The following is a 25348-nucleotide window of genomic DNA, read 5'->3' on the forward strand; positions in this document are numbered from 1 at the left end:
GCTGGACCGGTGTCGTTTAAGGCAAGGTTTAAGGAGGTGCGCCGGGAAGATCTGGTCGGCAGCTTGGCCCGAGTGGGGTCGGGCTTTGAGTTTGCTAACTAGAAGGTGCCGTTATTGATGCTTCGCCGTATCTCCAATGAGCTTCTATCCGGCGTGGCGGTGGCCATTGTTGCCTTGCCGTTGGCCATCGCGTTCGGAATCACCGCGACGGGAACCTCCGAAGGTGCGCTCATCGGGCTTTATGGCGCCATCTTTGCCGGGTTTTTCGCGGCTGTGTTCGGTGGCACGCCCGCCCAGGTGACCGGTCCCACCGGCCCTATCACCGTCGTCGCAACGGCGACCATCGCGGCCCACGGGCTAGAGGCCGGCTTCGTCGCGTTCATCTTGGCCGGCCTGTTCCAGATCCTGTTCGGGGTCTGCCGCATCGGTTCGCTCATCCGGTACATACCGCACCCGGTGATCTCGGGATTCATGGGCGGCATCGCGCTCATCATCATGGGAAGCCAGCTGGGACAGGTACGTAGCAGCTTCCTGTTAGTCGCCATAACACTTGTTCTTCTGGTGCTGTCGGGCCGGCTGATCAAACTGATTCCGCCGAGCCTGCTGGTGCTTCTCCTCGTTACCGCGGTGTTGCCGCTGGTTCAGCATTGGTTGCAAGACATCCGCATCGGACCGGTCTGGATCAACAGGACGGTGGACTACATCGGCAAGATTCCGGAGGCTATGCCGGCGTTGCACATACCGGAACTCAGCGGATCGGTGATTGTGAAGGTGTTGCTGTCCGCGTTTGCCATCGGTCTTCTCGGATCGATCGACTCGCTGTTGACGTCGGTCGTCATGGACAACATCACCGGCACCCGCCACCGCAGCAACAAAGAACTGATCGGCCAAGGCATCGGAAATATCGCCGCCGGTCTGTTCGGCGGGTTGGCCAGCGCGGGCGCGACCGTGCGCTCGGTGGTCAACGTCCGAAACGGTGGCCGGACCGCGCTCTCGGCAGCAACGCACAGCGTCGTGCTGCTTATCTTGGTCGCCGGACTGGGGGCTGCGGTGGCATACATCCCGCTAGCCGTACTGGCCGGGATTCTGATACTCACCGCGGTCGGCATGTTCGACTGGGAGGCCATGCGGAAAATCCACGTGTCGCCCAAGGGGGACGTCGTGGTGCTCTTCACGACGATGGCCATCACGGTCCTCGTCGACCTCACCGTGGCGGTGGCGACCGGCATAGTGATGTCGTTGATCATCCATGCGGTGCGATGCCGACAGCGCAAAGCCACGATCACAAAAGACAGCGACGGCGTGTATCGGATCGACGGCCCGCTGTCCTTCCTGTCTGCCGACGGGGTGTTCAGCAGCCTGCGCGAGAAAGGCGAGGACATCGCGCTGAACTTGGACGGTGTCACCTACCTGGACACCTCCGGCGCTCGCGCCCTGCTGTACTTCCTCGACCATGCCGAGATGGATGGCTTTGAGGTCACCATCCCCGAGATTCCGGCGCACCTGGAGAACCAGCTGCTGGCACTTGCACACGACGAGCAACGCGAGAAGCTCGCGGCCATGATCCGACCGGCGCGACCAAGCCCGAACAAGCTCTGACTTGCCGGCAGGCCATATTTGCCCGCGGGTCGTCCGGCGCTGGCGCACCTAGCCGTTAGACTTTCCTGCGATGTTCATCCTGCCGCTCGTCACCAAGCGCCGCGACCGGGCATGACCGACAAACCCGCCAGCGGCGTCGAGCTCGGTCTCACGGGCCGGCCGCCACGGGCGATCCCCGATCCCGCACCCCGAACGACGCACGGCCCGGCCAAGGTCGTCGCGATGTGCAACCAGAAGGGCGGCGTCGGAAAGACCACGTCGACAATCAATCTGGGCGCCGCGCTCGCCGAACAGGGGCGTCGTGTGCTGCTGGTGGATCTGGACCCGCAAGGCGCCCTGTCCGCGGGCCTGGGGGTTCCGCACTACGAGCTGGACAAGACCGTGCACAACCTGCTGGTCGACCCTCGGGTTTCCATCGACGACGTGTTGCTGCACACCCGCGTGAAGAACATGGACCTGGTGCCCAGCAACATCGATCTGTCCGCCGCGGAGATTCAGCTGGTGAACGAGGTTGGTCGGGAACAGACGGTGGCCCGGGCCATTTACCCCGTGCTGGACCGCTACGACTACGTGCTGATCGACTGCCAGCCCTCGCTCGGCCTGCTCACGGTCAATGGGCTGGCCTGCGCCGACGGCGTGGTCATCCCCACCGAATGCGAGTTCTTCTCGCTGCGTGGGCTGGCCCTGCTCACCGATACCGTCGACAAGGTGCACGACCGGCTCAACCCGCGACTGCGGATCAGCGGCATCCTGATCACCCGCTACGACCCGCGGACCGTCAACTCCCGTGAGGTCATGGCCCGGGTCGTGGAGCGGTTCGGTGACCTAGTGTTCGACACCGTGATCACCCGCACGGTCCGCTTCCCCGAGACCAGCGTCGCCGGCGAGCCCATCACCACCTGGGCCCCCAAGTCCAGCGGTGCCATCGCCTACCGCGCGCTGGCTCGCGAATTCATCCACCGATTCGGCGTGTGAACGGCGTCCCGATCAGCCCGGAGAAAGATCAGGCGGCATCCGAGAGTGGCTTCCAGGTCCGGCTGAGCAACTTCGAGGGGCCGTTCGACCTGCTGCTGCAGCTGATCTTCGCGCACCGCCTCGACGTGACCGAAGTGGCGCTGCACCAGGTAACCGACGACTTCATCGCCTACACCAAGTCGATCGGTGCCCAGTTGGAGCTCGAGGAGACGACGGCGTTCCTGGTGGTCGCCGCGACCCTGCTCGACCTGAAAGCCGCTCGGTTGCTGCCAGCGGCGCAGGTCGAAGACGAGGAAGACCTGGCGCTGCTCGAGGTCCGGGACCTGCTCTTTGCGCGGTTGCTGCAGTACCGGGCGTTCAAGCACGTCGCGGAGATGTTCGCCGAGTTGGAGGCGAACGCAATGCGCAGCTACCCGCGCGCGGTGTCGCTGGAAGACCGCTTCGCAGACTTGCTGCCCGAGGTGATGCTGGGCGTCGACGTCGAGCGGTTCGCACAGATCGCCGCGGTCGCGTTCACGCCGCGTCCGGTGCCGACGGTGGGTCTCGGGCACTTGCACGAGCAGGTGGTCTCGGTTCCCGAGCAGGCAAAACGCATTTTGGAGATCCTCGAGGCGCGTGGCACTGGCCAGTGGGCAACGTTTTCCGAGCTCGTCGCGGACTGCGCGGCGCCCGTGGAGATCGTCGGCCGCTTTCTGGCGCTGCTCGAGCTGTACCGGTCGCGGGCGGTAGCATTCGACCAGTCAGAGCCCCTTGGCGTGCTCCAGGTTTCGTGGACGGGGGAACGACCTAGTCACGAGGCCTTGGTAGAAGTGCGAGACCATTAATGACCGACCAGTCGCCCGTTCATGAGCTGGGCAGTGCCCTTCCGGACATCGCTGAGCCGGCCGAGCTCGATCCCGATGAGCTGGGTCGGGTGCTGGAGGCACTCCTGCTGGTGGTGGACACCCCGGTGTCCGCCGAAGCGCTGGCCACCGCGACCGAGCAGCCGGTCTACCGGATCGAGGCCAAATTGCGGCTGATGGCCGAGGAACTCACCGAACGTGACAGCGGCATCGACCTGCGCCAGACCGGCGAGGGCTGGCGCCTCTACACGCGCGCGCGGTTCGCGCCGTACGTCGAGAAGCTGTTGCTGGACGGCACGCGGACCAAGCTGACCCGGGCCGCCCTGGAGACCCTGGCCGTGGTGGCCTACCGCCAGCCGGTCACGCGGGCCAGGGTCAGCGCGGTGCGGGGCGTCAACGTCGACGCTGTCATGCGCACGCTGTTGGCGCGCGGCCTGATCACCGAGGTCGGCACCGACGAGGACACCGGGGCGACGACTTTCGCCACCACCGACCTGTTCCTGGAGCGGTTGGGGCTGTCGTCGTTGTCCGACCTACCCGACATAGCGCCGCTGCTTCCCGATGTCGACACGATCGACGACCTGAGCGAATCCCTGGACAGTGAGCCACGTTTCCGCAAACTCGCCGGTGGCTCGACCAGCGATGAATCCCTGACCTTCGATGTGGACCACGATTGATGATCGAGTCTGACGAAACCCGCGGCACTCGGCTGCAGAAAGTCTTGTCCCAGGCCGGAATTGCGTCGCGCCGAGCCGCGGAGAAGCTGATCATCGAGGGCCGCGTCGAGGTCGACGGCCAAGTGGTCACCGAGTTGGGAACCCGGGTGGATCCCGATGTCTCGGTGATCAAGGTCGACGGGGCGCGGGTGGTCGTCGACGACTCGTTGGTCTATCTCGCGCTGAACAAGCCGCGCGGCATGCACTCGACCATGTCCGACGATCGTGGCCGACCTTGCATCGGTGACTTGATCGAACGAAAAGTCCGTGGCACCAAGAAGCTGTTTCACGTCGGGCGTTTGGACGCCGATACCGAGGGGCTGATCCTGCTGACCAATGACGGGGAGCTGGCGCATCGGCTGATGCACCCGTCCCATGAGGTACCCAAGACATACCTTGCGACGGTGACAGGGACCGTGCCGCGTGGCGTCGGCAAGAAACTGCGCGCGGGCATCGATTTGGACGACGGGCCCGTGCGGGTCGATGATTTCGCGGTGGTAGACGCGATTCCGGGGAAGACGTTGGTGCGGGTCACGTTGCACGAGGGACGCAATCGCATTGTGCGCCGCATGCTGGCGGCGGTGGGGCATCCGGTGGAAGCGCTGGTGCGCACCGACATCGGAGCGGTGTCGCTGGGCAAGCAGCGTCCGGGTAGCGTTCGTGCCTTGCGACTGGACGAGATTGGGCAACTGTATAAGGCGGTCGGACTGTGACGGGCATGGTCGTGGCGATCGATGGCCCGGCTGGCACCGGGAAATCTTCTGTTTCAAGGGGATTGGCCCGTGGGCTGGGTGCCAGGTTCTTGGACACTGGGGCGATGTACCGGATGGTGACACTGGCGGTGATGCGCGCCGGAGTTGATCCGGAGGATCCCGAGGCGGTCGGGGACGTCGCGTCGACGGTTGAATTGTCGGTCGGATACGACCCGGACACCAGCAGCTTTTTCCTTGCGGGAGAGGATGTTTCGGCCCAGATTCGTGGTGACGATGTAACCCGGAATGTGTCGGCGGTGTCGGCGGTACCTTCGGTGCGTACCCGGTTGGTCGACATCCAGCGCGCGATGGCGGAGGGACCGGGCGACATCGTGGTCGAAGGTCGCGACATCGGGACGGTGGTGTTCCCCGATGCGCCGGTGAAAATCTTTCTCACCGCATCTCCCGAGACCCGCGCCCAGCGGCGCAACGCCCAGAACATCGCGGCGGGTCTGGCCGACAACTATGAGGGAGTGCTCGCCGACGTGCGCCGACGCGATCACTTGGACTCCACCCGACTGGTGTCACCGCTGCGGCCGGCTTCCGACGCGGTGGTCGTCGACACCAGCGACATGACTGAGGCCCAGGTGATCGACCATCTGGTGGATTTGGTCAAGCAACGTACTGGGGCGATGTCATGACTCAGGACGGCACATGGGTTGACGAAAGCGACTGGGAACTCAGCGAATCAGAGGAGTTCGAGGACGAAGCCGGACCCGCGCCGGTGGTGGCCATCGTGGGCAGGCCCAACGTAGGCAAGTCGACGTTGGTCAACCGGATCCTGGGCCGGCGCGAAGCCGTGGTGCAGGACGTTCCGGGGGTGACTCGCGACCGGGTCTCCTACGACGCGCTGTGGACCGGACGCCGCTTCGTCGTTCAGGACACCGGCGGCTGGGAGCCCGACGCAAAAGGCCTGCAGCAGTTGGTGGCCGAGCAGGCCTCGGTGGCGATGCGTACGGCTGACGCGGTGATCTTGGTGGTCGACGCCACTGTCGGCGCCACCACGGCCGACGAGGCGGCCGCGCGCATCCTGCTCCGTTCGGGTAAGCCAGTCTTTTTGGCGGCCAACAAGGTTGACAGCGACAGGAGCGAGGCGGACGCGGCCGAGTTGTGGTCGCTGGGACTTGGCGAGCCACATGCGATCAGCGCGATGCATGGACGCGGCGTGGCCGACCTGCTCGACGAGGTGCTTGCCGCACTGCCCGAGGTTGGGGAGTCGGCCGCGGGGACGGGCGGTCCCCGCCGGGTGGCGCTGGTCGGCAAGCCCAATGTGGGCAAGAGTTCGTTGCTGAACAAGCTGGCCGGTGATCAGCGGTCGGTGGTACACGACGTCGCGGGGACGACCGTCGACCCGGTGGACTCGCTCATCGAACTTGGCGGCAAGATCTGGCGGTTCGTCGACACCGCGGGCCTGCGCCGCAAGGTCGGACAGGCCAGCGGCCACGAGTACTACGCGTCGGTGCGCACCCACGGGGCCATCGACTCCGCCGAAGTGGTGATCGTGCTGATTGATGCGTCGCAGCCGCTGACCGAGCAGGATCTGCGGGTGCTCAGCATGGTCATCGAATCTGGTCGGGCGCTGGTGCTGGCCTACAACAAATGGGACCTGGTCGACGAGGACCGCCGCGACCTGCTCGACCGCGAGATCGACCGCGAACTGGTGCAGGTGCGGTGGGCGCAGCGGGTCAACATCTCGGCCAAGACGGGGCGAGCCGTGCAGAAGCTCGTGCCGGCGATGGAAAGCGCGTTGGAATCGTGGGATACCCGGATAGCGACCGGGCCGCTGAACACCTGGATCAAAGAGGTGGTGGCGGCGACGCCACCGCCGGTGCGTGGCGGAAAACAGCCTCGGATTCTGTTCGCCACCCAGGCCACCGCCCGGCCGCCGACGTTCGTGCTGTTCACGACGGGGTTCCTGGAGGCCGGATACCGCCGGTTCCTGGAACGTCGGCTGCGCGAGACGTTCGGCTTCGAGGGTAGCCCGATCCGGATCAATGTCCGGGTGCGTGAGAAGCGGGGTCCTAAGCGCCGCTGAGTAGGGACGCCGTGGGCGGGCGCGGATGATGTGAAAGTCGTCTCGCAGGTCGCGTGCTGGGGTGGTGGTCGGTCTACGGTAGGCTTTCGTCCTGCCGCCGGTGGTTCGGTGGCATCGGGCTGTGGCGCAGTTTGGTAGCGCACTTGACTGGGGGTCAAGTGGTCGCAGGTTCAAATCCTGTCAGCCCGACAAAGAGAAATAGCAGGTCAGAGGCGGTTTCGGAGGAATCCGGAACCGCCTCTCTCCTTAAGAAATCCGGCTCGCATGCCAATTCACATGCCAGTTGGAGCGCCTAAACTGGCTATATGGCCAAGCGGCGATCCAACGGCGAAGGCACCCTGTACCACCAGCCAAACGGGACTTGGTCGGCTCGGTTGAGCTATTTGGACCCCGAGACCGGCCAGCGCAAGCGTGTCGCCTTCTACGCGCCGACGCAGCGCGAAGTCAAAGCCAAGATGAAAGCCGCACGCGACCGGATAGATGCTGGCGCGCCACCCAAGGACGCGACAGTGACGGTCGGCGCCTGGCTGGCACACTGGCGGCAAACCACGCTGGCGGCGTCCAGCCGTAAAGAAGCCACCCGAGAGCTCTACGCGAACCTCTCGCGAGTCCATCTTGAGCCGCCGCCATTCGGCGCCACCCCACTGGACCGGCTGAAACCGTCCGATATCGAGCGGATAGTGCTCGATCTGCGCGGTAGGAGCAAGACGCGCGGCGAAGGTGATGACGCCGAGCAGGTCCGTGCCCTGTCCGACAGCACGATCCGGACGACTTACACCGTTCTACGGAGCGCACTGGATGCGGCCGTGCGGGACGGCCTGCTGGGGCGCAATCCTGCGGCGCAGGTCAAGCGTCCCGCGGTCCAACGGGCCGAGGCGAAGCACCTGGCACCTGATGACGTCGCGGCGCTCCTGAGGGCCGCGACCGACTCGCGCTACCACCCGGCGCTCGCGCTGATCGCGGCGACCGGTCTGCGGCGCGGTGAGGCGCTGGCGCTGCGGTGGGCCGACATTGACCTTGATGCCGGGCTGCTGCGGGTTACGCAGACGCTCGGCCGCGTCGGCAAACGCTTAGTGGTCAGCGAACCCAAGACGCAACGAGCGCGTCGGACCGTGCCGCTGTCGCCGCCCGTCGTCGCGGTGCTGAAAAAGCATCGAACCGCCCAGATCGAAGAGCGCATCCGCGCGGCGAATAAGTGGGAAGAAACCGGTCTGGTCTTTACCACCGCGCTTGGCACGCCGGTCGACCCACGCAACCTCACGCGCGTGGTCGAAGTGGCGGCGCAGCGGGCGGGCCTCGAAGGCGTCGGCGTTCACACTCTGCGTCACAGCGCAGCGACAGCCTGGTTGGAACGGGTCCATATAAAAGCGGTGTCGGACTTGCTCGGCCACGCATCGGTGGCGATCACGGGCGACGTATATGGGCATACAAGTGACGACACTGCGCGCGCTGCTGTTGAGGGGCTGACCAACGCTCTCGGGTTGTGATATCGGTCACAGTCGCTGGCTTTTTGCAGGAATCCTGACCGGTATACGAAGGATTTAACCGCGCGGCCCATTACCGCACGCCAGGCGTTTCAGCGTGGGATTCTCCAGTAATTTAGCCCATCGAATGATGTAGAGCGTTCTACAAACCCGTTGGAACACAAACGATTTCACCGTCCGAGTTTGGCGATGCGCCGTGCTAACAATGTTCTAGACACATCCACAAACACCCGAAAGTCTGGAGCAACGCCATGTCCAACGACTACCAAGGGTCACCGCCACGCCTGCTGCTTTCCATACAAGAGGCCCAGGCGGCGCTCGGCGGCATCAGCCGATCGAAAATCTGGTCGCTGGCCAACTCCGGTGAGATCACGCGAATATCGATCGGCACAAGACGGTTTATAACGCTCAACTCGATCGAGCAGTTCATCGCCCGCCAAACCGCCGCCGCACATGGGACTGCCGCATGACCGCCGCCCCAAAGCGCTTGCCGCGCAAATCTGGCCGCGCGCGCCGCGCCGAGGACGCGATCATCGCCGCCGCCATCCAAATTGGCTGCCGCGTCGCCGTTCCGTGCGACCGGTGCGGGCAATGGCTCACTGAGCCGAGGTCCGTTGCGGCGCGGCGCGGACCGCAGTGTAGACGCCGCGTATAAAGACGAAAATCTCTCTGAGACAAGACCTTTCGGGACCCTGGCTGCACAGACTTCCGAGAGGAGAGACAATTGTATACCCCGAATACGAAAGGCCCGGCCCGCAGGAGACCGGGCCGCTCGCATGCCCCGAATAATGCAATTATATGCGGTCAGCCCACAGCTGCCGACGACACGACCGACGTGTGGGCCGCAGAGCTCGCCGACCAGCGCCGCGGCGGGGGTGCGTGATGCCCGTTGACCCCGACTTTGAGGAATGGCTGACCGGTAAGCCAGCATCGCCACCGCCTCAGCCGCGCACGGCGGCACCAATTTCGATCAATGGTGGCGTTGGTGATCGCTACGCACGCAAGGCGCTCGGGGACGAGTGTCAGACGCTGGCCAGCACACCAGAGGGCTCGCGCAACGATCAGCTCAACAGGTCCGCATTCAACCTCGCCAGCCTCGTCGACGGCGGCCACCTAGACCGCGACGAAACCATACGGTGCCTAGAAGACGCGGCACGCCAATGCGGGCTGACAGAACGCGAAATCGGCGCGACGATCAAGTCGGCGTTCCGCGGCTCCGCCGCCAAAGTCGGCGCCCGCGCAGTGCCCGAACTAGACGTCGAGCCCGCGGCGACGATCAGCCCAACCGTCGAGACGGATTCTGCAACGCCAAAGTTCGCGTCCCGGCTGCTCACCAGGGCGGCACTCAATGAACTGCCCGACCCTGCACCGCTGATTGCCGACACTCTCGACCGCGGAACGGTGGCGCTCCTATACGGCAAATGGGGATCGTTCAAATCTTTCACCGCCCTGGATTGGGCGGCATCGGTGGCAACCGGCCGCGCCTGGCAGGGACGCGACACACAGCAAGCGCGAGCGCTCTACGTGGCCGCCGAGGGCGCCTACGGACTCAAAGGCCGCCTCAACGCGTGGGAAACTGCCTGGCAGACAACGATTGCCGATGGCGAGCTCGACACATTGCCCTGCCCGGTCAACCTGACCAGCGCCGCCGACGTCCGCGACCTCGCCGCGCTGATCCGCCTGAACAGCTACGAACTCGTCGTCTTCGACACCCTTTCGCGCTGCGCGGTCGGCGCAGACGAGAACAGCGCGAAAGACTGCGGGTTTGTACTTGACAATTTGGTACGCCTGCGTGAGTGCACGCCGAACGGGCGCGGCGTCGTCCTCGCCGTCCATCACACAGGTAAGGACGGCAAAACGTTTCGAGGGTCCTCGGTTTTTGAAGCTGGCGCCGACACCGTCTATGCGGTGAGCGCGGACGGCGGCGTCGTCAGCTTGGAGCGTGAGAAACGAAAAGATGGGCCAGAAGCCGACCACTTGGAATTGAGGTTCGAGCCGATCGAAGGCACCGGCTCCGGCGTGCTCGGCGTCCACCGCCCGCCCGGTCCCACCGGGCAGGCGGACCGGCTGCTGACGATTTTCCTTGAAAATTTCGCGGCAACGGGGGCGACAAAATCAGAGCTCCGCGCCGTGGCCGAGTTGCCGTCAGCTTCATTCCATCGAGCCATCAATGTGCTCGTCGAGGGCGGCTATTTGGCCAATACCGGCACGGCGCAGAGAGCGTTTTACGTACGAGGCGAGGCAGCATGACCAGACCAACACCGAAGATAACGAAATGGTTACTTTTGTCCGCTGCACGGCGGACATACAAGTGTTCACTGAACACGCGTGTCCGGCGGTGTCCAGCCGCAGAAATACCGCCTGACCTGCAATTTGTCCGTCATGTCCATCCATGTCCAAAGGCCGGCGGACATGTCCGTCCGCGAGGGGGCTCTATAGGCCCCCGGAAGCGGACAAAAGCGGACAAAAGGTGGTCCGCATGACCAACCGCCAACCGCCAAAACTCACAGCGACGACCCCATGGGCCGCCCAGCCGCCCGCCGCCACCCTCGCCGCGCTCGCCGCCGCAGTGGCGGACATCCCGCCGCTGGACGGCGCGGCCTGCCGCGGACGGCCCGACCTGTTCGACCTCGACCCCGGCGCGGAACCCGAACAGGTCGAGCACGCGCAGGCCATCTGCCGAACCTGCCCGGCGCTTCGGCGCTGCGCGGAATGGCTCGCCGCAACCCCGCCGCCCCGCCGCCCGTGCGGCGTCGTCGCCGGTCGGCTCGTCGAACCGCCGACGCTGCCGCAGCCGCGCAAGACCGTTGCGGCGCAGCCGCGGCCACCGCGGAAGCCACAGCCGACGCTGACCGATCGGGCTGCAGATTGGCTTCGCGCGTACATGGCTCAATGCGGCGGCACGGCCGAGGCCGTCGAGGTCAAGCGAGCGGCCGCCGCAGCCGGGTATGGGGCGGCAACGGTTTACAACGCCGTGAAACGGCTGAGGCTTATCAGCAAACGCAGCGGCCAGCGGACGGTCACGTGGACCGCGCCGCCTGGCGGCGAAGCCGATGCGAGTGCGTCGGCGTGACCCAGAAAGGCTCTGAAATGAACTGCGACCCCGATTTGGCGATTGCGCTTGCCGTTGCATGCCCCTGCCCGTCATGTGGTGCGCCCCCCGGTGCGCGGTGTCCGTACACGAGGCCTTGGGGCTACCACGTCGCCCGGCAGCGCCGCGCGCTGCGCGAACTGCGGCGGTGCGGATTCCTTGGGTCGCGTTGCCCCGCGTGCGGGGCAACAGCGATCTATTTCCGTGGTGCTGACAGGCACTTTCATGGCGACGGCTCCGACTGTCGGCCGTGCTGGGCGCAGATCGCCTCGGGGGGGTGCGACTCGTGACCGGCGGCTACGACTACACCGCGGGCGATGTCGTTAGAAATGCCCGCGCTAGACTCAGAAATCTCGTCGACACCTTGACGGAGGGGGCGGAGGCGTTTCCTGGCACTGAGGGGGCGGCGGTTGCCGCAGCGCTGCGCGATGAACTTGACGCTCTCGCAGTCGATTTGGAAGGCCACTTGGCCGCCATGGGCGGCGATCCGTTGCTTTACGACGATGGGCGCCCGGCCGTGTCGCGGGTAGACCTCACCAATGACGGCCAGCACGGCGTGTGCTTCGTTTGGGATCCGCGGCCCGACCACCCGACGAACCGGCCGCACGTCGTGGCCAGCGTGCCGTTCGACGACGGCACTATCGCTGAAGTCATCGTGGTCGCGCCCGGCGTGCTCGATGTGGTGCGGCGCCGCAACGATTGCGGCGGACACAAATTCGCGCGAATGTGAAATGCGTCAGCTTTTGGCCCCATAATGGGAATGAAGTGGCGCTGGTTGCTTTTCCGCGGAAAAGCCCTGAATCCCAAGGAGCTTACAAGAAATGAGCGGCGGCGCTGTCAAGCTAGCTTCGGGCTATATCGAGTTGACGGTCAAGAAGGCTGGCAACGCGATGAAGGAGATCACTGCCGAGATCACCGGCATTGAGAAGGCCGCTAAGAAGGCCAGCGAGGCTGCCCGCGACGTCATCGTGAGTGAGATCACCGAGGGCGCAAGGGATGCGGGCAAGGCGGTCGAGGACGAGCTTACTGAGGCTGCCCGTAAGGCTGGTGAGGCGGTCGAGGATGAGCTCACGGAAGCTGCCCGTAAGGCTGGTGAAGAGGCTGGTAAGGCGGCTGGTGAGGCGCTCGACGAGGCTGTTACTGAGGGCGCTAAGTCCGCTGGCAAGAAGGTGCAGGAGGAAATTACCTCTGGCGCACAGAAAGCTGGCCGGGATGCGAGCAAGATCAACGTCGAGCCGAAGGTTACGCCGAAGGCTGACACGAAGTCTGCACGCGACAAGATTCTCAAAGATTTAGGTGAGGCTTTCCGCGAGGCCGCTGAGGATGCGGGTTATACCGTCGAGGAGGTTGTTGACGAGGCGGCTAGGAAGCTGGGCGGCGCGATCGGTAGATGGTTGCATGACAGTCCTATTGGTGATTTCGTTGGCAAGATTCAAGACGCTGTTGATCCGGTTGTGGATGCCGTCGATCACTTCTGGGATGTCCTCGATAGGGCGCGCCGGGAGGACCCTCTCGGGCCACTCAAGGACAATCTGCGGGAGATCAGCAAAGAGCTTGAGAAGCATAAGGATTCAGACAATCCGCTTGAGCGCAAGCTGGGCAAGATTGGCGGCCATGTCGGCAACATCATCAAAATCGCTGACGGTCTGCGCGATTTGCTTGCACTGCTGAACGATCCAAAGACCGAGGAAACCCTGAGCAAGATTCCCGGCATAGGTGTGGCAGACAATATCCTCCATAAATGGCCGCAGCAGGCCGGACAGTGGCTGCGTGACAACCTGCCGTTTAAGTTGCCTGACCTGGGCAATGCCCCAGGCTTTCAAAAGTTGTACGGCAACAATCAGGGCGGCAACGACAATAAGCCAGCCGCTCCGCCGCCTATGCCGCAGTCGACGAGGCAGGATTTGCAACGCATGTTGCTGCCGCCAGGGTCGGCTACGGGCGGCATCGCTGGTGTGACTCCGGCAGGCCGCATCTATGGTCCCGGCACCGGCACGAGTGACTCAATCATCGGTGTTGACGCGAGCGGTGTTCCTACCGTGCGGGTTTCAAACGGTGAGGGCATCATCCGTAAGGCGGCGATGGACGCGGGCGCCGACAAGCTCGTTGCCGCGATTAACTCTGGCTGGTTGCCGCGGTTGGATGACGGCGGCGTCATTCCGGCGCCTGACCCGATGATGCTGCGCTGGTTTGACGCGATCCGCTCTGGACGGTTGAACCCTGCCGCTTTGATGCCTGGTGGCGCTAAGGGCAGCGAGGGCGGCTTGCAGTCGAACACGGTTCGAGCTCGGCGGATCATCTCGGCGTTGTTTCCGGAGGTAGGCGAGATCGGCGGCGCCCGCCAGGATTCGAAGCCATGGCATCCGCGCGGCCTCGCGCTCGACATCATGATTCCCGGTTGGAATACGCCGCAGGGCAAGGCGCTTGGCGATCAGATCAACAGCTTTATCAGGTCGAACGCCGGAATCCTTGGCTCTGATTACACGATGTGGCAAGTGCCGGACCACTTCAATCACGTGCACGCGAATTTCGCGCCGTCCGGATTCCCCGGCAAAGATGCGCAATTCGGTCTGCCGCCAGCATTTCAGGCGATGTTGGGGGCGGCCGCTGGGAACCTCGGTGGTAGTGCTGGATCGTCCCAATCAGGCGGCGACGGTAGCGGCGCGCTGCGCACCGAGGGTTTCATCCCGGCCGGTGCCGGTGGTAGCGGCACGGCTGGTACGAGTTTCGCGTCTGGCATGCTGAATATGGGCGCGGAGGTCATCAACGGTCTGATCGACCAGGCTGCCTCGGCGGCGTCGTCGGCGGTCGCCGCGGGCATATCAGCCGGTTCGATGGGCGCGGGCGCCGCAGGCGGCGGCCAGGGCGGCGCGGCTGCTGCGCAGTTCGCGATCGGCCTCGGCACGAACGCGGCTAAGCGCGGCGTCAGCTTCGGCTTCCAAGCGGCTGGTATCGGCATCGACGCGCTCGCCGAAATCATGATGCCGTTCGGTGTTCCGCGGTTCTTCCAGACCGACCCGCTGCAGTTCATGCCGCAGCTACCTGGCGCGCTCACGGCCGTAACGACCGGCGAGAAGGCCGAGCTTGAGGCGCATCAGGGTACGGGCGCGGCGCCTGGCTTGTCTGCGGCTGGCCCGGTGCAGCCCGGTCAGCTTCCCGGTGCGCAGACGATCGGCCCTGGCGCACAGACAGCGGCGCCTGGTGGCGTCCCCTCGGCGCCTGCGCCCGTAGCGCCTGGACCGTCGCGGTTTGCTGGCGCAGGGTCACCGCCCCCTGCCGGTGGGCCCGTGGTGCCTACCCCTCGGCCGGACGACTGGTTGGCTAGCAGCGGGATCATCGGCAGCGGACCGTCGATCCTGCCGAGCCTGTTACCGACGAAGCCGCCTGGGAAGCCACCACTGCCAGTCGGGGTCTACGACCGCGGCGGTTGGTTGCCGCCCGGTGGCATCGCGATCAATCAGACCACTCGGCCTGAGCCGATGCCGGTATTCACGTCAGAGCAGTGGGGCACGCTGCAAGCGCTGTCTAATCGCGACGTCGCGGCGCCCGACCCGAATGCGTTCGGCGGTAGGAACGACTACACCGTCCGCATTGATCAGGTTGTCGTCAAGGACGTCAACGAACTTCAGCGCGAAATTGACACGCGGCAGCGGCTCCAAATGATGCGTCATGCGGGGCGGCCATGAGTCAGCGTGACGACGCGCCGGTGTGGCCGACACACCGGGCGAAATGGCGCGTGAGGCGCAGGCGCAGAGGACACCGCGGGCGAAACGGAGGGCGCACGCGATGATTGACTGGCAACGCCGCATCGCGCGCTATCTGCGCCCTGACGGTTCGGTGGTAGTACCGCCACGCATTGCGAAACTCCTCGACCGCCGAGTGGGCATACTGCCCGAGCAGCGGATCATGTTACGCGCCGCCGACCCTGAAGCCTATTCGGTGTTGATGGCTCTACGCCTGGCCGCCCTCGGCCGCACACAGAACCCCTTCAGTGTGGCCGCCAGCGGCCAAAATCGAGCAGTAAGGGACTCGTATTTGCCATCATCAGAATGGCTGACGACACCAGCAGCCGCAGAGCAGCTCGGCGTAAGCGAGCGCACCATGCGCCGGTGGGTTACCGCGCAACGCATCCCAGCACGCAAGCACGGCGGCCGGTGGCTGATCAACAGCCGCGATTTGGGGATCGCGCAAGCGCTCGCCGCCGCCTAAATCAACAGGGGGAGTCATCCTATGCCAGCACAACAACTTGACGACGCGCGCGAAGCTATGCGGCGCATCAGGGCATCGCTCGATCGTGAGATCGACGCGATTCGCCGTAACCCTCGCTACAGCGAAACCGGTCGTCTCCAAGAGATCGCGAAGGCGACATTCAATGCGCGCAAGGAAGCGGGGAGCCTGCGCGACAGGTTCACGACCAATAACGAGGACGTGCGCAAGCGGCTGACCGCCAAACTCTTTGGTGTCCCAGCTGGCGCGGACGCGACCACGACCTTGGTCCTGCGTGACGCCCAGGACCGCGCGGCCAAGTTGGATAGCGCCGACGCCGCCGCAGCCATGCTGGCGCGTGCCCTCGACCTCGGTGACGCCCTGCTCGCCCGTGCTGTAGCGGGCGAGGCGTACTCCCGTAAGTGGCGCGACGTTGTGGCGGCGTACGCCGAGGCGACGCACCTTGAAGATGAACTTGCGGAACTTGATTCGCTGCCGAGCGGGGGACTTCTAAAAACGGGCCTCAACGCCCTCTTTTCAATCAGGGCGCCGCGGGAGCTGCTATCAGGCTTAGCCGGTGACTTGCCGGATGCTCGACTGCTGGCGATCGCCGAGGGGCTGGGCTGAACCGCAGTGAGGACGCGCATGGTGCCTGGCGCCCAACCTAGGCCGCAGCCGCGCCATGCAGCCCCCCGGTCCGCGCTCGGAAACATGGCGCCGGGCGCGGACCGGGCATTGGCCTGGCGCATGGCACTGCCACGGCTTATGACCCCACAGCCACGGCCACGGTCATGCGGCACGGCCACGGCCATAGCGCAAGGCCCAGCCACGGGCCACGGCGCAGCACGGCTAAGGCGCGGCAGTGGTGGCGGTGGCGCGACTGTGGCCACGGCCCGCCACGTGGCGCGGCGCACGGCCTGCAGCCACGGCCACGCGCGGATAGCACGGCCAACGGCTACGGCGTGCACGCCTCGCACGGCGCCCGCCATGGCACCGGTGCGCGGACGACGGCGCCCACGGTGCGGTGTTTGCTGCGCGATGCATGATTATGCATGGCCCTGCATGACTGGTGGTCACGTCGAACACCCGTTCGATTGATACCCCTGGGGGGTACCCCCCTGCGGCCGGTGCGGCCTCGGCCGTGACTTAGCGTCTGCCTGTCCGTGTATTACAACTGAAAATTCTAGGCCCATATATCGCACGGATGTTCGATAATGGAACTCACACGTGCATGAATATTCATGCATGGCTGGTGCAGAAAAAGTTTGCTGGGAGGTAAGCCGATGAGCGCAGGGGAGGAGCTACGCGCCGTCATGGACGAGGCGCTGGCCAGGGTTTCGCCCCAGCTTGTCTGGGACGAGCGCGAGCAAGTCGCGTTGGATGCCGCCTGCGCCGCCGCCGACCGTATCGAGCGGCTGACCAGTATCGCCAACACGGAGGGCATCGAGCCGACCGAGCTGGTCAAGGTGTCCGCAGAGCTGCGGATGCTCGAAAAACATCAGACCGACATGCTGGCGCGGTTGTCTTTCACGACTGAACCGGCGAAGTCCGCCCGCCATCAGCGGGCCGTTAACGCCCGCTGGCAGCGGCGCGACGCCGAGTGGGCCGCTGCCCGCGAGGGCAGCGCGTAATGGCGATGCTGCGGCCGGTCGCGGCACCGGCCACCAGCGGCGCCTACACCTGGCTCGTCGAGCGCGAAGAACAGGAATACGCGGACTGGCGTGGCCGTGGCTGGCCGGGCCGTTACCCGCGGCAACAGGTGTTGGACCGGTTGCGTGCTGGCCAGCCGGTCGCGGTGACGGTAGGGGAACTGCCGGAGCGGCTGCGGCCCACCGGCTGCGTGTTGCCGCCGCGGACGCACGCCGAGGAATACCAGCGCCGTGCCAGTGAAATCGTGACGATCCATGCTGACGATCGGGTCACGCTCGGCGCCGAGGGGGAGGCGGCAGACGCGTTATGGGCCGAAGCGCGGGAGCTGTGAGGCGCTCTATTTGGCGGCGGCGCGGATTGTCGCGGCAATTGGTCGCACGGTCGGCGGTTCACTCGGGGTACATATGGATCACGTCGCCAAGGTATTCGTCGGTGCCATCAGGTCTCCTCCGGTAGCCCGGTCCGGTGTCGAATCGAATCCGTGGCGAGCGCTTTGACATTTCGTGCTTGTCGATCGCGAACCTCGACTGCAGTGTGCCGAAGACGAATTTGTGGCATTGCCTGAATATCTCGGCATTTATGGTCCGAGGGTTGGGGGTGCCTGCATGTGTCGACGGCCGGGGCTTGCGGGTCATCACGAGGAGCGCGCTCGGAGACAGCGGAAACCTGATTTCGTCGGCATTTCCGATGCCGATGCCGCCGCGCGGCGGAGGGGTTCGCCGCCATGGGTGGACTGGGCTGTCGCTGCTGATCAAGACGGGTTTGCGGTACCGATGGACGGTCCAGTTCATCGCTTCTAGATATGGTGCGATCTTCGATACAGCGACGTCCATCGAGGCACCGAAAACCATGTCGGGAGTGGGCATGTCGGGGAAACCGTTGACGAACATCCACGCCGCGTCGACCTCGTTGTCGTTGGGGTCAGCGCCGTCTAGGTCGCAGATGTGTTTGCGGACTGCTGATTTGGGTATCGGGCGCTCGTCGGTGGTACCCGCGACGTCGCAGACAAAATTGTGTTGCTGGTGGTGCTTAAGCGTCCTGCTCAGCAGAAGCGCAGCGAATACTGCCAACAGGGATCGACGTTCGCCGCGGAGGTCACCACCGAGGATCAGTTCTCGTCGCAGTGCACTCCATTCTCTCTCAAGCTGCTCAAAGAACTCTTCGCGGTGCTGCGCAAGCGCACCTATGCCGTAGATGCCGCTGGCAATTGCAACATTGGAGAGGCTGTTCGGAATGGCGCCGTTACCGTCGCGGCGGCGGTAAGCAACCTGACCGTCTGCGTTCGCCCACGCGCTCAGGTATGTCCTCGGCACAAAGTGAGGGCGCTTGGTGGACATTTTCTCTACTCCCAGCCGAGCTCGCGGACGTGCTGTGCGGTGTTGGCGCGGAAGAACGCGAAGCGCTGCGACATTAGGAATCGTTTGTGCAGAACGTCGGGCTCGATTCCGGCGCGCAGCAACAGCAAAGCTCGAAGTAGCCACGATGTTGTGTTAGAGGCTACGCGCCATTCCAGTGCGTGAAGCTTTAGCGCCTCAGCGTCCTTGGCAGGCACAAGGTGATGGGCGAGCTCGTTGCGGACTTTCGTCAAGAGCCCTGGCAGGTCGGGCACTGAGTCGGCAATTTCTGGTATCACCGCGCAGACCTCAGTAACGATGTCCTCGGCACGCTGATGATAGCCGACCTCACCCATATGGGAGAGGGCATCGTTCACCGCCTTATGGACCCGATTCGGGTCTAGATTCGGGTCCTCCTTGGCCTGCGCAGCGGCGGCGCGGCGTGCTGCCTGTTTGACCCGTTTGAGGGACTTCTTTGATGCTTCCGGGAATCGCGACTGTTGATAAGGGAGCCGACTATGGAACCCTTCGACGAGCGGGGTGAGCAAGAGAACTCGCGTCTGCTCACCGCTGGGCAGGGGCCGGGCGATCACCCATGCAAGGCCGTCGAGTTTGTTGTGCAGATCGATCCATTTTGCGAACCGCTCGACGGTCAACTGATCGCGCGTCAGCAATGGGTCATGTTCCATCGCACCGGGTTCGGCGCGAAACGCAGCCCCGTACGCAGCCAGCCAGGGCCCGTCGCGGCCGATTCGGACCTGCGTTTCACGGATGGTTCGGTCCTTGCTTGGGTGCAGGGCGAGCTGTAGCAGCGCTAAGCAGCCTGAGACCACTCGCATTTCAAGCTGCCGCAGTGAGGCTGGCGCGGACGACTCGTACACCAGCCAGTTGCCGTCGCCGGAGGCTTGGACGATCAGCGTGGACCCGTCGTCTTCTACGACGCTTGTTTGACCGTCTGTCAGGTGCCCCAGCCAGTAGGGGCGATCCATGCGGAATCGGACGGCGCTGTAGAGCTGCTCGGCGTTGACAGTGGCGCCGATCAGGGCGGCTGTGCCGCGGTAGTTAGGCCTGAACGACCCTGCAGCGCCGTGGTTTTGTGCATCGAGCAGTGTCACAGGCTCGCCGGTATCGAGCTGGCCGTGCAGTGTGATCGGCCGGAACGCTGATACCGACCGCGCGGCGTTGGCCGAAAAGGACCTGCCCGCGATGGTCCCGTCTGGTTGCCTGTGAGTCGCCACCCGCAGGTCATGGACTAGGTTGCTGGAAAGTCTTATCTCCGGCCGCTCGCCGAGCTCGGCGGTGAACTCACCGCGTACTTGGTTCTCGGGGTTCCCTGGTATCCAGAATTGGCCTTCGGCCGCCAGTCCATGCATGGGCTGATCATCACATGTGCCACTGACACGTCTTAGTTAGCCGCGCATTGGCGCCATCCGAAAGAATAGGGTCGTAACAACTCGCCCGGCCTGGAAGTGGTTTCAAGGGGAGAGGCCGTCCGCGATCAGAAGATGCCGCGCGTGCCCCTAACAAGGCCAAATGCCTACTGCAATCGGCATTACGCTTTAATGGTGGCTGAACTCAATCGATTGATCTACATGGATGATTCGGGCAGCAACCAGCACGGCTGGGTGGTATTCGGCTGGATCGAATGTACGCCCGAGGGGTGGCGCCCGGTGCTACGCGCCTGGCTGGACCTGCGTAAAGAGCTGTACAAGGACCATTACGTGCCGCCGTCTACCGAATTGCACTGCACGAAGTACATCAATGGGCGGCACCGTATTGCTACTAGACCGCCACGGAATAACGAATGGAAGACCTTAGGGCGCACGATCGCGGAAAAATGCCTAACGACGATTAGGGATTGCCCACACCTTCGCGTTGGCGCTGTTTACAGCCAAACCACTAAACAGAGTAAAGCGTACGCCGCGCATAAGGCTGGGTGCTATGCCGAAACTGTGGCGATGATCGACCGGCAACTCATCGCGAACGACGCATACGGGTTGATAAATATGGATGGCACGCCCACTAATCAGAGCTACTACGACGCACACCGTGATCTAAAGCTGGCGACGCGGCGCGTGATTGAAGACCCGTTGTTTCACGATTCGCATCGCTCGCAGCTGGTTCAAATGGCCGATCTGGTGGCCTATACAACCTATCTGCACCTAGCGCGCCACAAAGGCAACAAGTATGGCTGGAACTGGTACGACACCTACTTGCGACCCCGCACCGATGGGGCGGACCCGGTTCGACTCAAATACAGCTAGACCCGCCTGTCCACGTATGTGGGGCGGGTCCGCATAGACGAGTATGCCGTGCTACGCCAGATTGCGCAACTCAACGTGAGCCGTTAGTTGTGCCACCGTCTCGTTGCGTGCCGCCTGGGGCGCAAACTGATCCGAGCTCGGCGGCCAGGAACTCGGCAACGGCCGCCACGCGTGCGTCGTCGCCGCAGCCCCGGTCAGCGAACGGTGTTAGAGCCTTGCGGCGGCGTTTCCTTTATCTCTTGTGGTCCGGGTGCCGGATTGCCGCCAGCTCGTCGGCGAGGAATGTCGCAACGGCCGCCACGTCACGCCATACCTGCACGTCGTCGGTCTGCACATCGGCGAAGCGGACCCCAGTGTCGTGATCGAGGATTTGCATGCGGGCCTCGTGCGTGACGGTGCCACCGTCAAAGACGTCGCGGACGATCTCACCGAATACCCGACCGGCTACCACGCTCACGATGGAGCCGGACCAGCCAAAGGCGGGCACGCAGGCCGGGTTGGGTGCGTCCTCGCGGACCACGGTCAGGGGCGTTGACTGCATTGCTTCTCCTCGGTGGGTTCTCGCATACGGGGTAGGGGTACGTATGCCAATTCGTATGCCAATTGGCTCGCGACTGGGCGGGTTTCTGACCAGTGCCGACGTGAACGTACCCCCGCTGACCTGCACAGATGAACTAGCGGAAACATATGAAAACGCTAATATTTTGACTGGGGGTCAAGTGGTCGCAGGTTCAAATCCTGTCAGCCCGACAGAAGGAAATAGCCTCCGAGCTGCTGCGATGTCCGGAGTGGTGGATCAGACGACGCGGAGCTTGGGACCATTTTGGGACCACAAGTGCTTCGACAGTAGGTCACCGGCACTCGCAACAGACTGGCGATCGGGGTGTAGGTAACGCTGCGTCGTGCTCGGGTCAGCGTGGCCGGCTATCTTGCGGAGAACATGCACGGGCACACCCGCGTCGGCGATCCACGTCAGCCCTGTGTGCCCGCAAACTGTGGCGCTTGAGCTGCTCGTAGCCGAGTTTCGCGACGACCTGGTCCCAGGAGGTTGCATCCCGGAGCCTGGCGGTGCTGATCCGGCCGCCCCTCGGACCGGTGAAGAGGCGGGCGGAAATCGACCATGATGGTCAATTGGTCACGCAGTTCGTTGGGCACGTTCGTATCACTGGATTTCTGCGACGTTTGGGCCGGCTAGTCGCAGCTGCTGCAAACGCCGGTCACGGACAACTGCATCCCGCAAACGCATATGCGTCCTTCGCGCCGCACGTCGCGGGAGGGCTTGCTGCTGGGGCGGACCCGATTGACAGGATGTTGCACCCACCAGGTGCCCTTCGGCGAATTGACGTTGCTGCCCGCCCCAGCACCAAACAACCGGGCGATCTCTTCTTCAGAGGTGAACCCGGTTGTGTACCCATAGAAAATGTGCAGATCGCGTTGGCCGTCGCGCCTCGATGCGACGACACACTGAGGTGAGCCCGTCGTAGTGGTCCAGTCGTTGTGGGACTCTGATGCCCGAGTGTTCGGGCAGGAAGAATCGACGACGACATGGCAACGAACAAGCGCCGGCGGCACACGCCGGATCAGATCATCCGCAAGCTCGCCGAGGGCAACAAGCTCCTTGGAACCGGGCAGCAACTCAGCGAAGTGTGTCGCCACCTCGAGATCACCGAGTCGACCTGGCATCGCTGGGTCGCCCAGTACGGCGGGATGAAGGCCAGCGACGCCAAACGCCTCAAGGAACTTGAGGCCGAGAACGCCAGGCTCAAGAAGCTGGTCGCCAACCAGGCCCTTGACATCGACATGCTCAAGGAGATCTCGTCGGGAAACTTCTGACCCCGAACCGCAAGCGCAGCGCCGCGGCGATGCTGCGCGAGCGGTTCGGGGTCTCCGAACGGCGGGCGTGCGCGGTGGTCGGCATCCACCGTTCCACCATGCGTCTACAACCACCACCGATCAGCGATGAGGAGGCCCAATTGCGGGCCTGGCTACGCGCGTTCTCCACCCAGCGGCCCCGCTGGGGATGGCGCCGTGCTGCGATCGCGGCACGGCGAGCTGGCTGGAAGGTCAACAACAAGCGCATCCGCCGCCTGTGGCGCGAGGAAGGCCTGCGGGTTCCGCAGCGCCGCAGGAAGAAACGCTTGACCGGCATCGGTGCGCAGGTCGGGGCGATGTGCCCGATCCGCCCGAATGCGATCTGGGCGATGGACTTTCAGTTCGACACCACCGCCGACGGACGAACGTTGAAGATGCTCAACGTAATCGATGAGTTCACCCGCGAAGCCCTGGCGATCGAAGTCGACCGGGCCATCAACGCCGACGGCGTGGTCGACGTCCTTGACCGTCTGGCCCTGATGCATGGGGCACCGGCCTACGTGCGGTTCGACAACGGACCCGAGTTCATCGCCCATGCTGTCAACGACTGGTGCCGCTTCAACGGCACCGGCTCGCTATTCATCGATCCCGGATCCCCCTGGCAGAACGCCTGGATCGAGTCATTCAACGGCCGACTGCGCGACGAGCTACTCAACTCCTGGCGCTTCGACTCCCTGCAAGAAGCCCAAATCATCATCGAAGATTGGAGAATCGACTACAACGCCAACCGGCCTCACTCCGCCCACAATGGGCTCACCCCAGCCGAGTTCGCCCTACAGTGGACCACGACCCACCAACCGCAAGCCGCATAGCGACTGGACCATCAAACGGGTCCCCCTCAACACGGCTTGTCGGGCCTGTCGACAACCCGGTATGAGGTGATGCCGATCTCGGTGGTAAACCTTCGGATGAACTCATGATTGCCCGCCGCAATCCGGGCCTTTGTCAACGCTGCGACGAGAGAGTCGAACGACGGGTCGGGAATGGGGACCTCAGTTCCTCCGTAAGTTGCAGGTCCGGCGTGCTCATGGCTCAGCGTTGATTTCATGGCCTGAGTCGTTTCGGCCGTGCGGTGGGCTCCGGCCACTACGGCTAGATCAGCAAGCACGATCGCGTGATCGGAGATCTTTTTCGTTCGGACCTCGTGAACGTGTCGGACGTCGACGATTTCGTTGCGCAGTGCAGGCGACACGAAGATGTAGTCGAGGCGGAAGCCGTTGTAGTCCTCCGAGACACCGGTGCCCTTGTTCTTGCGCTTCGTATACCAAGTGAATTCTCGTGCGTGTGGGTTGAGGTGGCGCCATGTGTCAACGTACTTTTCCAGCCGTAACACCCGCACATAGTCGGAGAGCGCAAAGGGTGTTCCCTCCGCATCTTCCGGAAGCCCAGTGTTGAAGTCGCCCAACAGGATTGTCTTACCTCCGCTACGTTGTCTGGCGAACCGAATCACTTGGTCCCACATCAATTCCTTGCGCTTCTTGCCTGATATTCCAACGCCATCTGCGCCGAACTTATTGTCGGTGCCGCCCGGTATGTGAACGCACAGCACGCTTATTTTTGAGTCGTCGAGCTCGATTGCTAGCCAGCGCTCTTGGTCTTGGGCGATGGGGTCCTCGATGACCTTGAAGGGCAATTTGGACGCGACGAGGACACTTTTGGCGTTCCCTGCCGAGCAGGTGGTCGCGATGTGTTCAAATCCTCGGTCGACCAGAGAGAGGCGGAGGACTTCCAGGTTTCCGAACGTAACTTCGGTGAGGCCGACGACATCGGGTTGCAACTGTGCAATCTCGTCGACGATTGACGGGATTCGCCTGCCGCCACCGCCTTGGATGTTCCAGGTCAGCAATCGCATCGTGGCCCCTCCACATCTCTACCCGGTCTGCGCGGACGTCCTCAACAACACGTCGATCGCCGGAAAGCTAACATGCGGCGACGACAGTGCAACCCGTCCGGTGTTCCGGTGTGAAGCACGCGTCCGGGACGGCGGCGAAGCCGGCAATGTCGACCAGTTCGACACGCTCACCTTGGATGCCCTCGGCCTCGCGAATTGGTGGATTTCAGCTTCTCGACGCACTGCTGCCCAATGGGTCCAAAGATGCTGAGCGCGCGCTTCGAAAACCGCTATGCACGCGCTGCGCGTCGACAAGAGATGGATGCGACAGACTTCGCTGACAACGCCCTTGAGGCTTGGCAGCACCTCACGCTGCCGTGTGTTAGCGGTGTAAGCCCTTCTGCTCTAGTCATTTTCGAGGCGTTTAACGCGGTGGCGAAAGCATCGACAGCCGTGGTTATGGACTGGGCGGACACGCCAGACGTCTGAAATCGTTGCACACGGGATTCTGCTATGCACTGCGACTACATAGACAGGGAATATCGGCACAAAGATGCCTGGGCGGATGGTGCGAGTCGCCTAGATGCGTATCTGCGTACGGTCCTTTGGGGTTGGAGATCACCGACGAACGTGGCCAGGAGTTCTTTGGGGTTCCGGATGCTGCGGTTGCGGTCAATGATTCGCCCAGTGTTGGTCT

The 25348-nt window shown here is 63.8% G+C and carries 25 protein-coding genes and 1 tRNA gene; 21 read left to right on the forward strand and 5 right to left on the reverse strand.

The features are described from left to right. Positions 1-117 precede the first annotated feature (117 nt). From G6N68_RS12035 to G6N68_RS12120, 19 genes are all read left to right on the forward strand, one after another. Positions 118-1599, forward strand: a complete 1482-nt coding sequence (locus G6N68_RS12035) for a SulP family inorganic anion transporter (RefSeq protein WP_163712071.1) — start codon at positions 118-120, stop codon at positions 1597-1599. A gap of 111 nt (positions 1600-1710) precedes the next feature. After that, positions 1711-2574, forward strand: a complete 864-nt coding sequence (locus G6N68_RS12040) for a ParA family protein (RefSeq protein WP_205351318.1) — start codon at positions 1711-1713, stop codon at positions 2572-2574. Further along, complete coding sequence (locus tag G6N68_RS12045) at positions 2571-3398, forward strand: segregation/condensation protein A (RefSeq protein WP_163712078.1); 828 nt, start codon at positions 2571-2573, stop codon at positions 3396-3398. The genes G6N68_RS12040 and G6N68_RS12045 overlap by 4 nt, the downstream gene beginning before the upstream one ends. Further along, positions 3398-4093 carry an SMC-Scp complex subunit ScpB gene (scpB, locus tag G6N68_RS12050; RefSeq protein ID WP_163712081.1) on the forward strand — a complete coding sequence of 232 codons (696 nt, stop codon included), beginning with the start codon at positions 3398-3400 and terminating at the stop codon, positions 4091-4093. Before G6N68_RS12045 ends, scpB begins: the two co-directional genes overlap by 1 nt. Further along, a complete protein-coding gene (locus tag G6N68_RS12055; RefSeq protein ID WP_163712084.1) occupies positions 4093-4845 on the forward strand; it encodes a pseudouridine synthase in 753 nt (250 codons plus the stop codon). Before scpB ends, G6N68_RS12055 begins: the two co-directional genes overlap by 1 nt. Before the next feature lie 5 nt (positions 4846-4850). After that, positions 4851-5525 (forward strand): (d)CMP kinase, encoded by a 675-nt coding sequence (gene cmk, locus G6N68_RS12060; RefSeq protein ID WP_163718524.1) that lies wholly within the window; start codon positions 4851-4853, stop codon positions 5523-5525. Further along, complete coding sequence (gene der / locus G6N68_RS12065; protein WP_163712087.1) at positions 5522-6919, forward strand: ribosome biogenesis GTPase Der; 1398 nt, start codon at positions 5522-5524, stop codon at positions 6917-6919. Before cmk ends, der begins: the two co-directional genes overlap by 4 nt. A 115-nt stretch (positions 6920-7034) precedes the next feature. Continuing rightward, positions 7035-7108 (forward strand) — tRNA-Pro (locus G6N68_RS12070). Positions 7109-7224: 116 nt separating this feature from the next. Continuing rightward, positions 7225-8406 (forward strand): tyrosine-type recombinase/integrase, encoded by a 1182-nt coding sequence (locus G6N68_RS12075; RefSeq protein ID WP_163712088.1) that lies wholly within the window; start codon positions 7225-7227, stop codon positions 8404-8406. A gap of 248 nt (positions 8407-8654) precedes the next feature. Next, positions 8655-8873, forward strand: coding sequence for a helix-turn-helix domain-containing protein (locus tag G6N68_RS12080; RefSeq protein ID WP_163712091.1), 219 nt, complete (start codon positions 8655-8657; stop codon positions 8871-8873). Then, on the forward strand, positions 8870-9058 hold the full coding sequence (locus G6N68_RS32090) for a DUF6011 domain-containing protein (protein ID WP_371871564.1): 189 nt from the start codon (positions 8870-8872) through the stop codon (positions 9056-9058). Before G6N68_RS12080 ends, G6N68_RS32090 begins: the two co-directional genes overlap by 4 nt. 227 nt (positions 9059-9285) lie before the next feature. Then, positions 9286-10653, forward strand: a complete 1368-nt coding sequence (locus tag G6N68_RS12085) for an AAA family ATPase (protein ID WP_163712095.1) — start codon at positions 9286-9288, stop codon at positions 10651-10653. 229 nt (positions 10654-10882) lie between these two features. Further along, on the forward strand, positions 10883-11476 hold the full coding sequence (locus tag G6N68_RS12090; RefSeq protein WP_163712098.1) for a WhiB family transcriptional regulator: 594 nt from the start codon (positions 10883-10885) through the stop codon (positions 11474-11476). A 304-nt stretch (positions 11477-11780) separates the two neighbouring features. Further along, positions 11781-12224 carry a hypothetical protein gene (locus G6N68_RS12095; RefSeq protein WP_163712101.1) on the forward strand — a complete coding sequence of 148 codons (444 nt, stop codon included), beginning with the start codon at positions 11781-11783 and terminating at the stop codon, positions 12222-12224. A 91-nt stretch (positions 12225-12315) separates the two neighbouring features. Next, positions 12316-15180, forward strand: a complete 2865-nt coding sequence (locus tag G6N68_RS12100) for a VldE C-terminal domain-containing protein (protein WP_163712104.1) — start codon at positions 12316-12318, stop codon at positions 15178-15180. A 100-nt stretch (positions 15181-15280) separates the two neighbouring features. Then, positions 15281-15703, forward strand: coding sequence for a helix-turn-helix domain-containing protein (locus G6N68_RS12105; RefSeq protein WP_163712107.1), 423 nt, complete (start codon positions 15281-15283; stop codon positions 15701-15703). A 21-nt stretch (positions 15704-15724) separates the two neighbouring features. Next, positions 15725-16327: a hypothetical protein gene (locus G6N68_RS12110; protein WP_163712110.1), complete on the forward strand. Its 603-nt coding sequence runs from the start codon at positions 15725-15727 to the stop codon at positions 16325-16327. A gap of 686 nt (positions 16328-17013) precedes the next feature. Beyond that, entirely contained in the window at positions 17014-17331 is a 318-nt protein-coding gene (locus tag G6N68_RS12115; RefSeq protein ID WP_240355444.1) for a hypothetical protein, read from the forward strand. After that, positions 17331-17681 carry a hypothetical protein gene (locus G6N68_RS12120; protein ID WP_163712116.1) on the forward strand — a complete coding sequence of 117 codons (351 nt, stop codon included), beginning with the start codon at positions 17331-17333 and terminating at the stop codon, positions 17679-17681. Before G6N68_RS12115 ends, G6N68_RS12120 begins: the two co-directional genes overlap by 1 nt. 58 nt (positions 17682-17739) lie before the next feature. On the opposite strand, the gene G6N68_RS12125 is transcribed toward G6N68_RS12120, so the two are convergent. Further along, positions 17740-18687: a DUF4238 domain-containing protein gene (locus G6N68_RS12125; protein ID WP_163712120.1), complete on the reverse strand. Its 948-nt coding sequence runs from the start codon at positions 18685-18687 to the stop codon at positions 17740-17742. Between the two features lie 5 nt (positions 18688-18692). Beyond that, complete coding sequence (locus tag G6N68_RS12130) at positions 18693-20057, reverse strand: ApeA N-terminal domain 1-containing protein (RefSeq protein WP_163712123.1); 1365 nt, start codon at positions 20055-20057, stop codon at positions 18693-18695. Positions 20058-20249: 192 nt separating this feature from the next. On the opposite strand from G6N68_RS12130, the gene G6N68_RS12135 reads away from it, so the two are divergent. Next, a complete protein-coding gene (locus tag G6N68_RS12135) occupies positions 20250-20948 on the forward strand; it encodes a DUF3800 domain-containing protein (RefSeq protein ID WP_163712126.1) in 699 nt (232 codons plus the stop codon). A gap of 232 nt (positions 20949-21180) precedes the next feature. On the opposite strand, the gene G6N68_RS12140 is transcribed toward G6N68_RS12135, so the two are convergent. Together G6N68_RS12140 and G6N68_RS32095 are read right to left on the reverse strand one after the other, a co-directional pair. After that, the gene (locus tag G6N68_RS12140; RefSeq protein ID WP_163706412.1) at positions 21181-21489 is read right to left on the reverse strand and encodes a hypothetical protein; all 309 of its coding nucleotides are present in this window, start codon (positions 21487-21489) and stop codon (positions 21181-21183) included. A gap of 255 nt (positions 21490-21744) precedes the next feature. Then, on the reverse strand, positions 21745-22002 hold the full coding sequence (locus G6N68_RS32095) for a tyrosine-type recombinase/integrase (protein ID WP_371871565.1): 258 nt from the start codon (positions 22000-22002) through the stop codon (positions 21745-21747). 491 nt (positions 22003-22493) lie between these two features. Between G6N68_RS32095 and G6N68_RS12150 the strand changes: the two genes are divergently transcribed. Next, positions 22494-23632, forward strand: a protein-coding gene (locus tag G6N68_RS12150; RefSeq protein WP_163707463.1) for an IS3 family transposase whose coding sequence is annotated in 2 segments (ribosomal slippage) — positions 22494-22764 and positions 22764-23632 — 1140 coding nt in all. Because the reading frame shifts where the segments join, the coding sequence is not laid out codon by codon here. 26 nt (positions 23633-23658) lie between these two features. Here the strand turns inward: G6N68_RS12150 and G6N68_RS12155 are convergent. After that, positions 23659-24672, reverse strand: a complete 1014-nt coding sequence (locus G6N68_RS12155; protein WP_163712129.1) for an endonuclease/exonuclease/phosphatase family protein — start codon at positions 24670-24672, stop codon at positions 23659-23661. Positions 24673-25348 lie beyond the last annotated feature (676 nt).

Source organism: Mycobacterium bourgelatii, from assembly GCF_010723575.1.
Taxonomy (GTDB): Bacteria; Actinomycetota; Actinomycetes; order Mycobacteriales; family Mycobacteriaceae; genus Mycobacterium; species Mycobacterium bourgelatii.

What these genes read in the sequence shown, in the direction of transcription:
- G6N68_RS12035 (WP_163712071.1), top strand. Translation starts at nt 118, where the DNA reads ATGCTTCGCCGTATCTCCAATGAGCTTCTATCCGGCGTGGCGGTGGCC.
- G6N68_RS12040 (WP_205351318.1), top strand. Translation starts at nt 1,711, where the DNA reads ATGACCGACAAACCCGCCAGCGGCGTCGAGCTCGGTCTCACGGGCCGG.
- scpB (WP_163712081.1), top strand. Translation starts at nt 3,398, where the DNA reads ATGACCGACCAGTCGCCCGTTCATGAGCTGGGCAGTGCCCTTCCGGAC.
- G6N68_RS12055 (WP_163712084.1), top strand. Translation starts at nt 4,093, where the DNA reads ATGATCGAGTCTGACGAAACCCGCGGCACTCGGCTGCAGAAAGTCTTG.
- cmk (WP_163718524.1), top strand. Translation starts at nt 4,851, where the DNA reads ATGGTCGTGGCGATCGATGGCCCGGCTGGCACCGGGAAATCTTCTGTT.
- der (WP_163712087.1), top strand. Translation starts at nt 5,522, where the DNA reads ATGACTCAGGACGGCACATGGGTTGACGAAAGCGACTGGGAACTCAGC.
- G6N68_RS12075 (WP_163712088.1), top strand. Translation starts at nt 7,225, where the DNA reads ATGGCCAAGCGGCGATCCAACGGCGAAGGCACCCTGTACCACCAGCCA.
- G6N68_RS12080 (WP_163712091.1), top strand. Translation starts at nt 8,655, where the DNA reads ATGTCCAACGACTACCAAGGGTCACCGCCACGCCTGCTGCTTTCCATA.
- G6N68_RS32090 (WP_371871564.1), top strand. Translation starts at nt 8,870, where the DNA reads ATGACCGCCGCCCCAAAGCGCTTGCCGCGCAAATCTGGCCGCGCGCGC.
- G6N68_RS12085 (WP_163712095.1), top strand. Translation starts at nt 9,286, where the DNA reads ATGCCCGTTGACCCCGACTTTGAGGAATGGCTGACCGGTAAGCCAGCA.
- G6N68_RS12090 (WP_163712098.1), top strand. Translation starts at nt 10,883, where the DNA reads ATGACCAACCGCCAACCGCCAAAACTCACAGCGACGACCCCATGGGCC.
- G6N68_RS12100 (WP_163712104.1), top strand. Translation starts at nt 12,316, where the DNA reads ATGAGCGGCGGCGCTGTCAAGCTAGCTTCGGGCTATATCGAGTTGACG.
- G6N68_RS12105 (WP_163712107.1), top strand. Translation starts at nt 15,281, where the DNA reads ATGATTGACTGGCAACGCCGCATCGCGCGCTATCTGCGCCCTGACGGT.
- G6N68_RS12110 (WP_163712110.1), top strand. Translation starts at nt 15,725, where the DNA reads ATGCCAGCACAACAACTTGACGACGCGCGCGAAGCTATGCGGCGCATC.
- G6N68_RS12115 (WP_240355444.1), top strand. Translation starts at nt 17,014, where the DNA reads ATGGACGAGGCGCTGGCCAGGGTTTCGCCCCAGCTTGTCTGGGACGAG.
- G6N68_RS12120 (WP_163712116.1), top strand. Translation starts at nt 17,331, where the DNA reads ATGGCGATGCTGCGGCCGGTCGCGGCACCGGCCACCAGCGGCGCCTAC.
- G6N68_RS12125 (WP_163712120.1), bottom strand. Translation starts at nt 18,687, where the DNA reads ATGTCCACCAAGCGCCCTCACTTTGTGCCGAGGACATACCTGAGCGCG.
- G6N68_RS12130 (WP_163712123.1), bottom strand. Translation starts at nt 20,057, where the DNA reads ATGCATGGACTGGCGGCCGAAGGCCAATTCTGGATACCAGGGAACCCC.
- G6N68_RS12140 (WP_163706412.1), bottom strand. Translation starts at nt 21,489, where the DNA reads ATGCAGTCAACGCCCCTGACCGTGGTCCGCGAGGACGCACCCAACCCG.
- G6N68_RS32095 (WP_371871565.1), bottom strand. Translation starts at nt 22,002, where the DNA reads ATGCAACCTCCTGGGACCAGGTCGTCGCGAAACTCGGCTACGAGCAGC.
- G6N68_RS12155 (WP_163712129.1), bottom strand. Translation starts at nt 24,672, where the DNA reads ATGCGATTGCTGACCTGGAACATCCAAGGCGGTGGCGGCAGGCGAATC.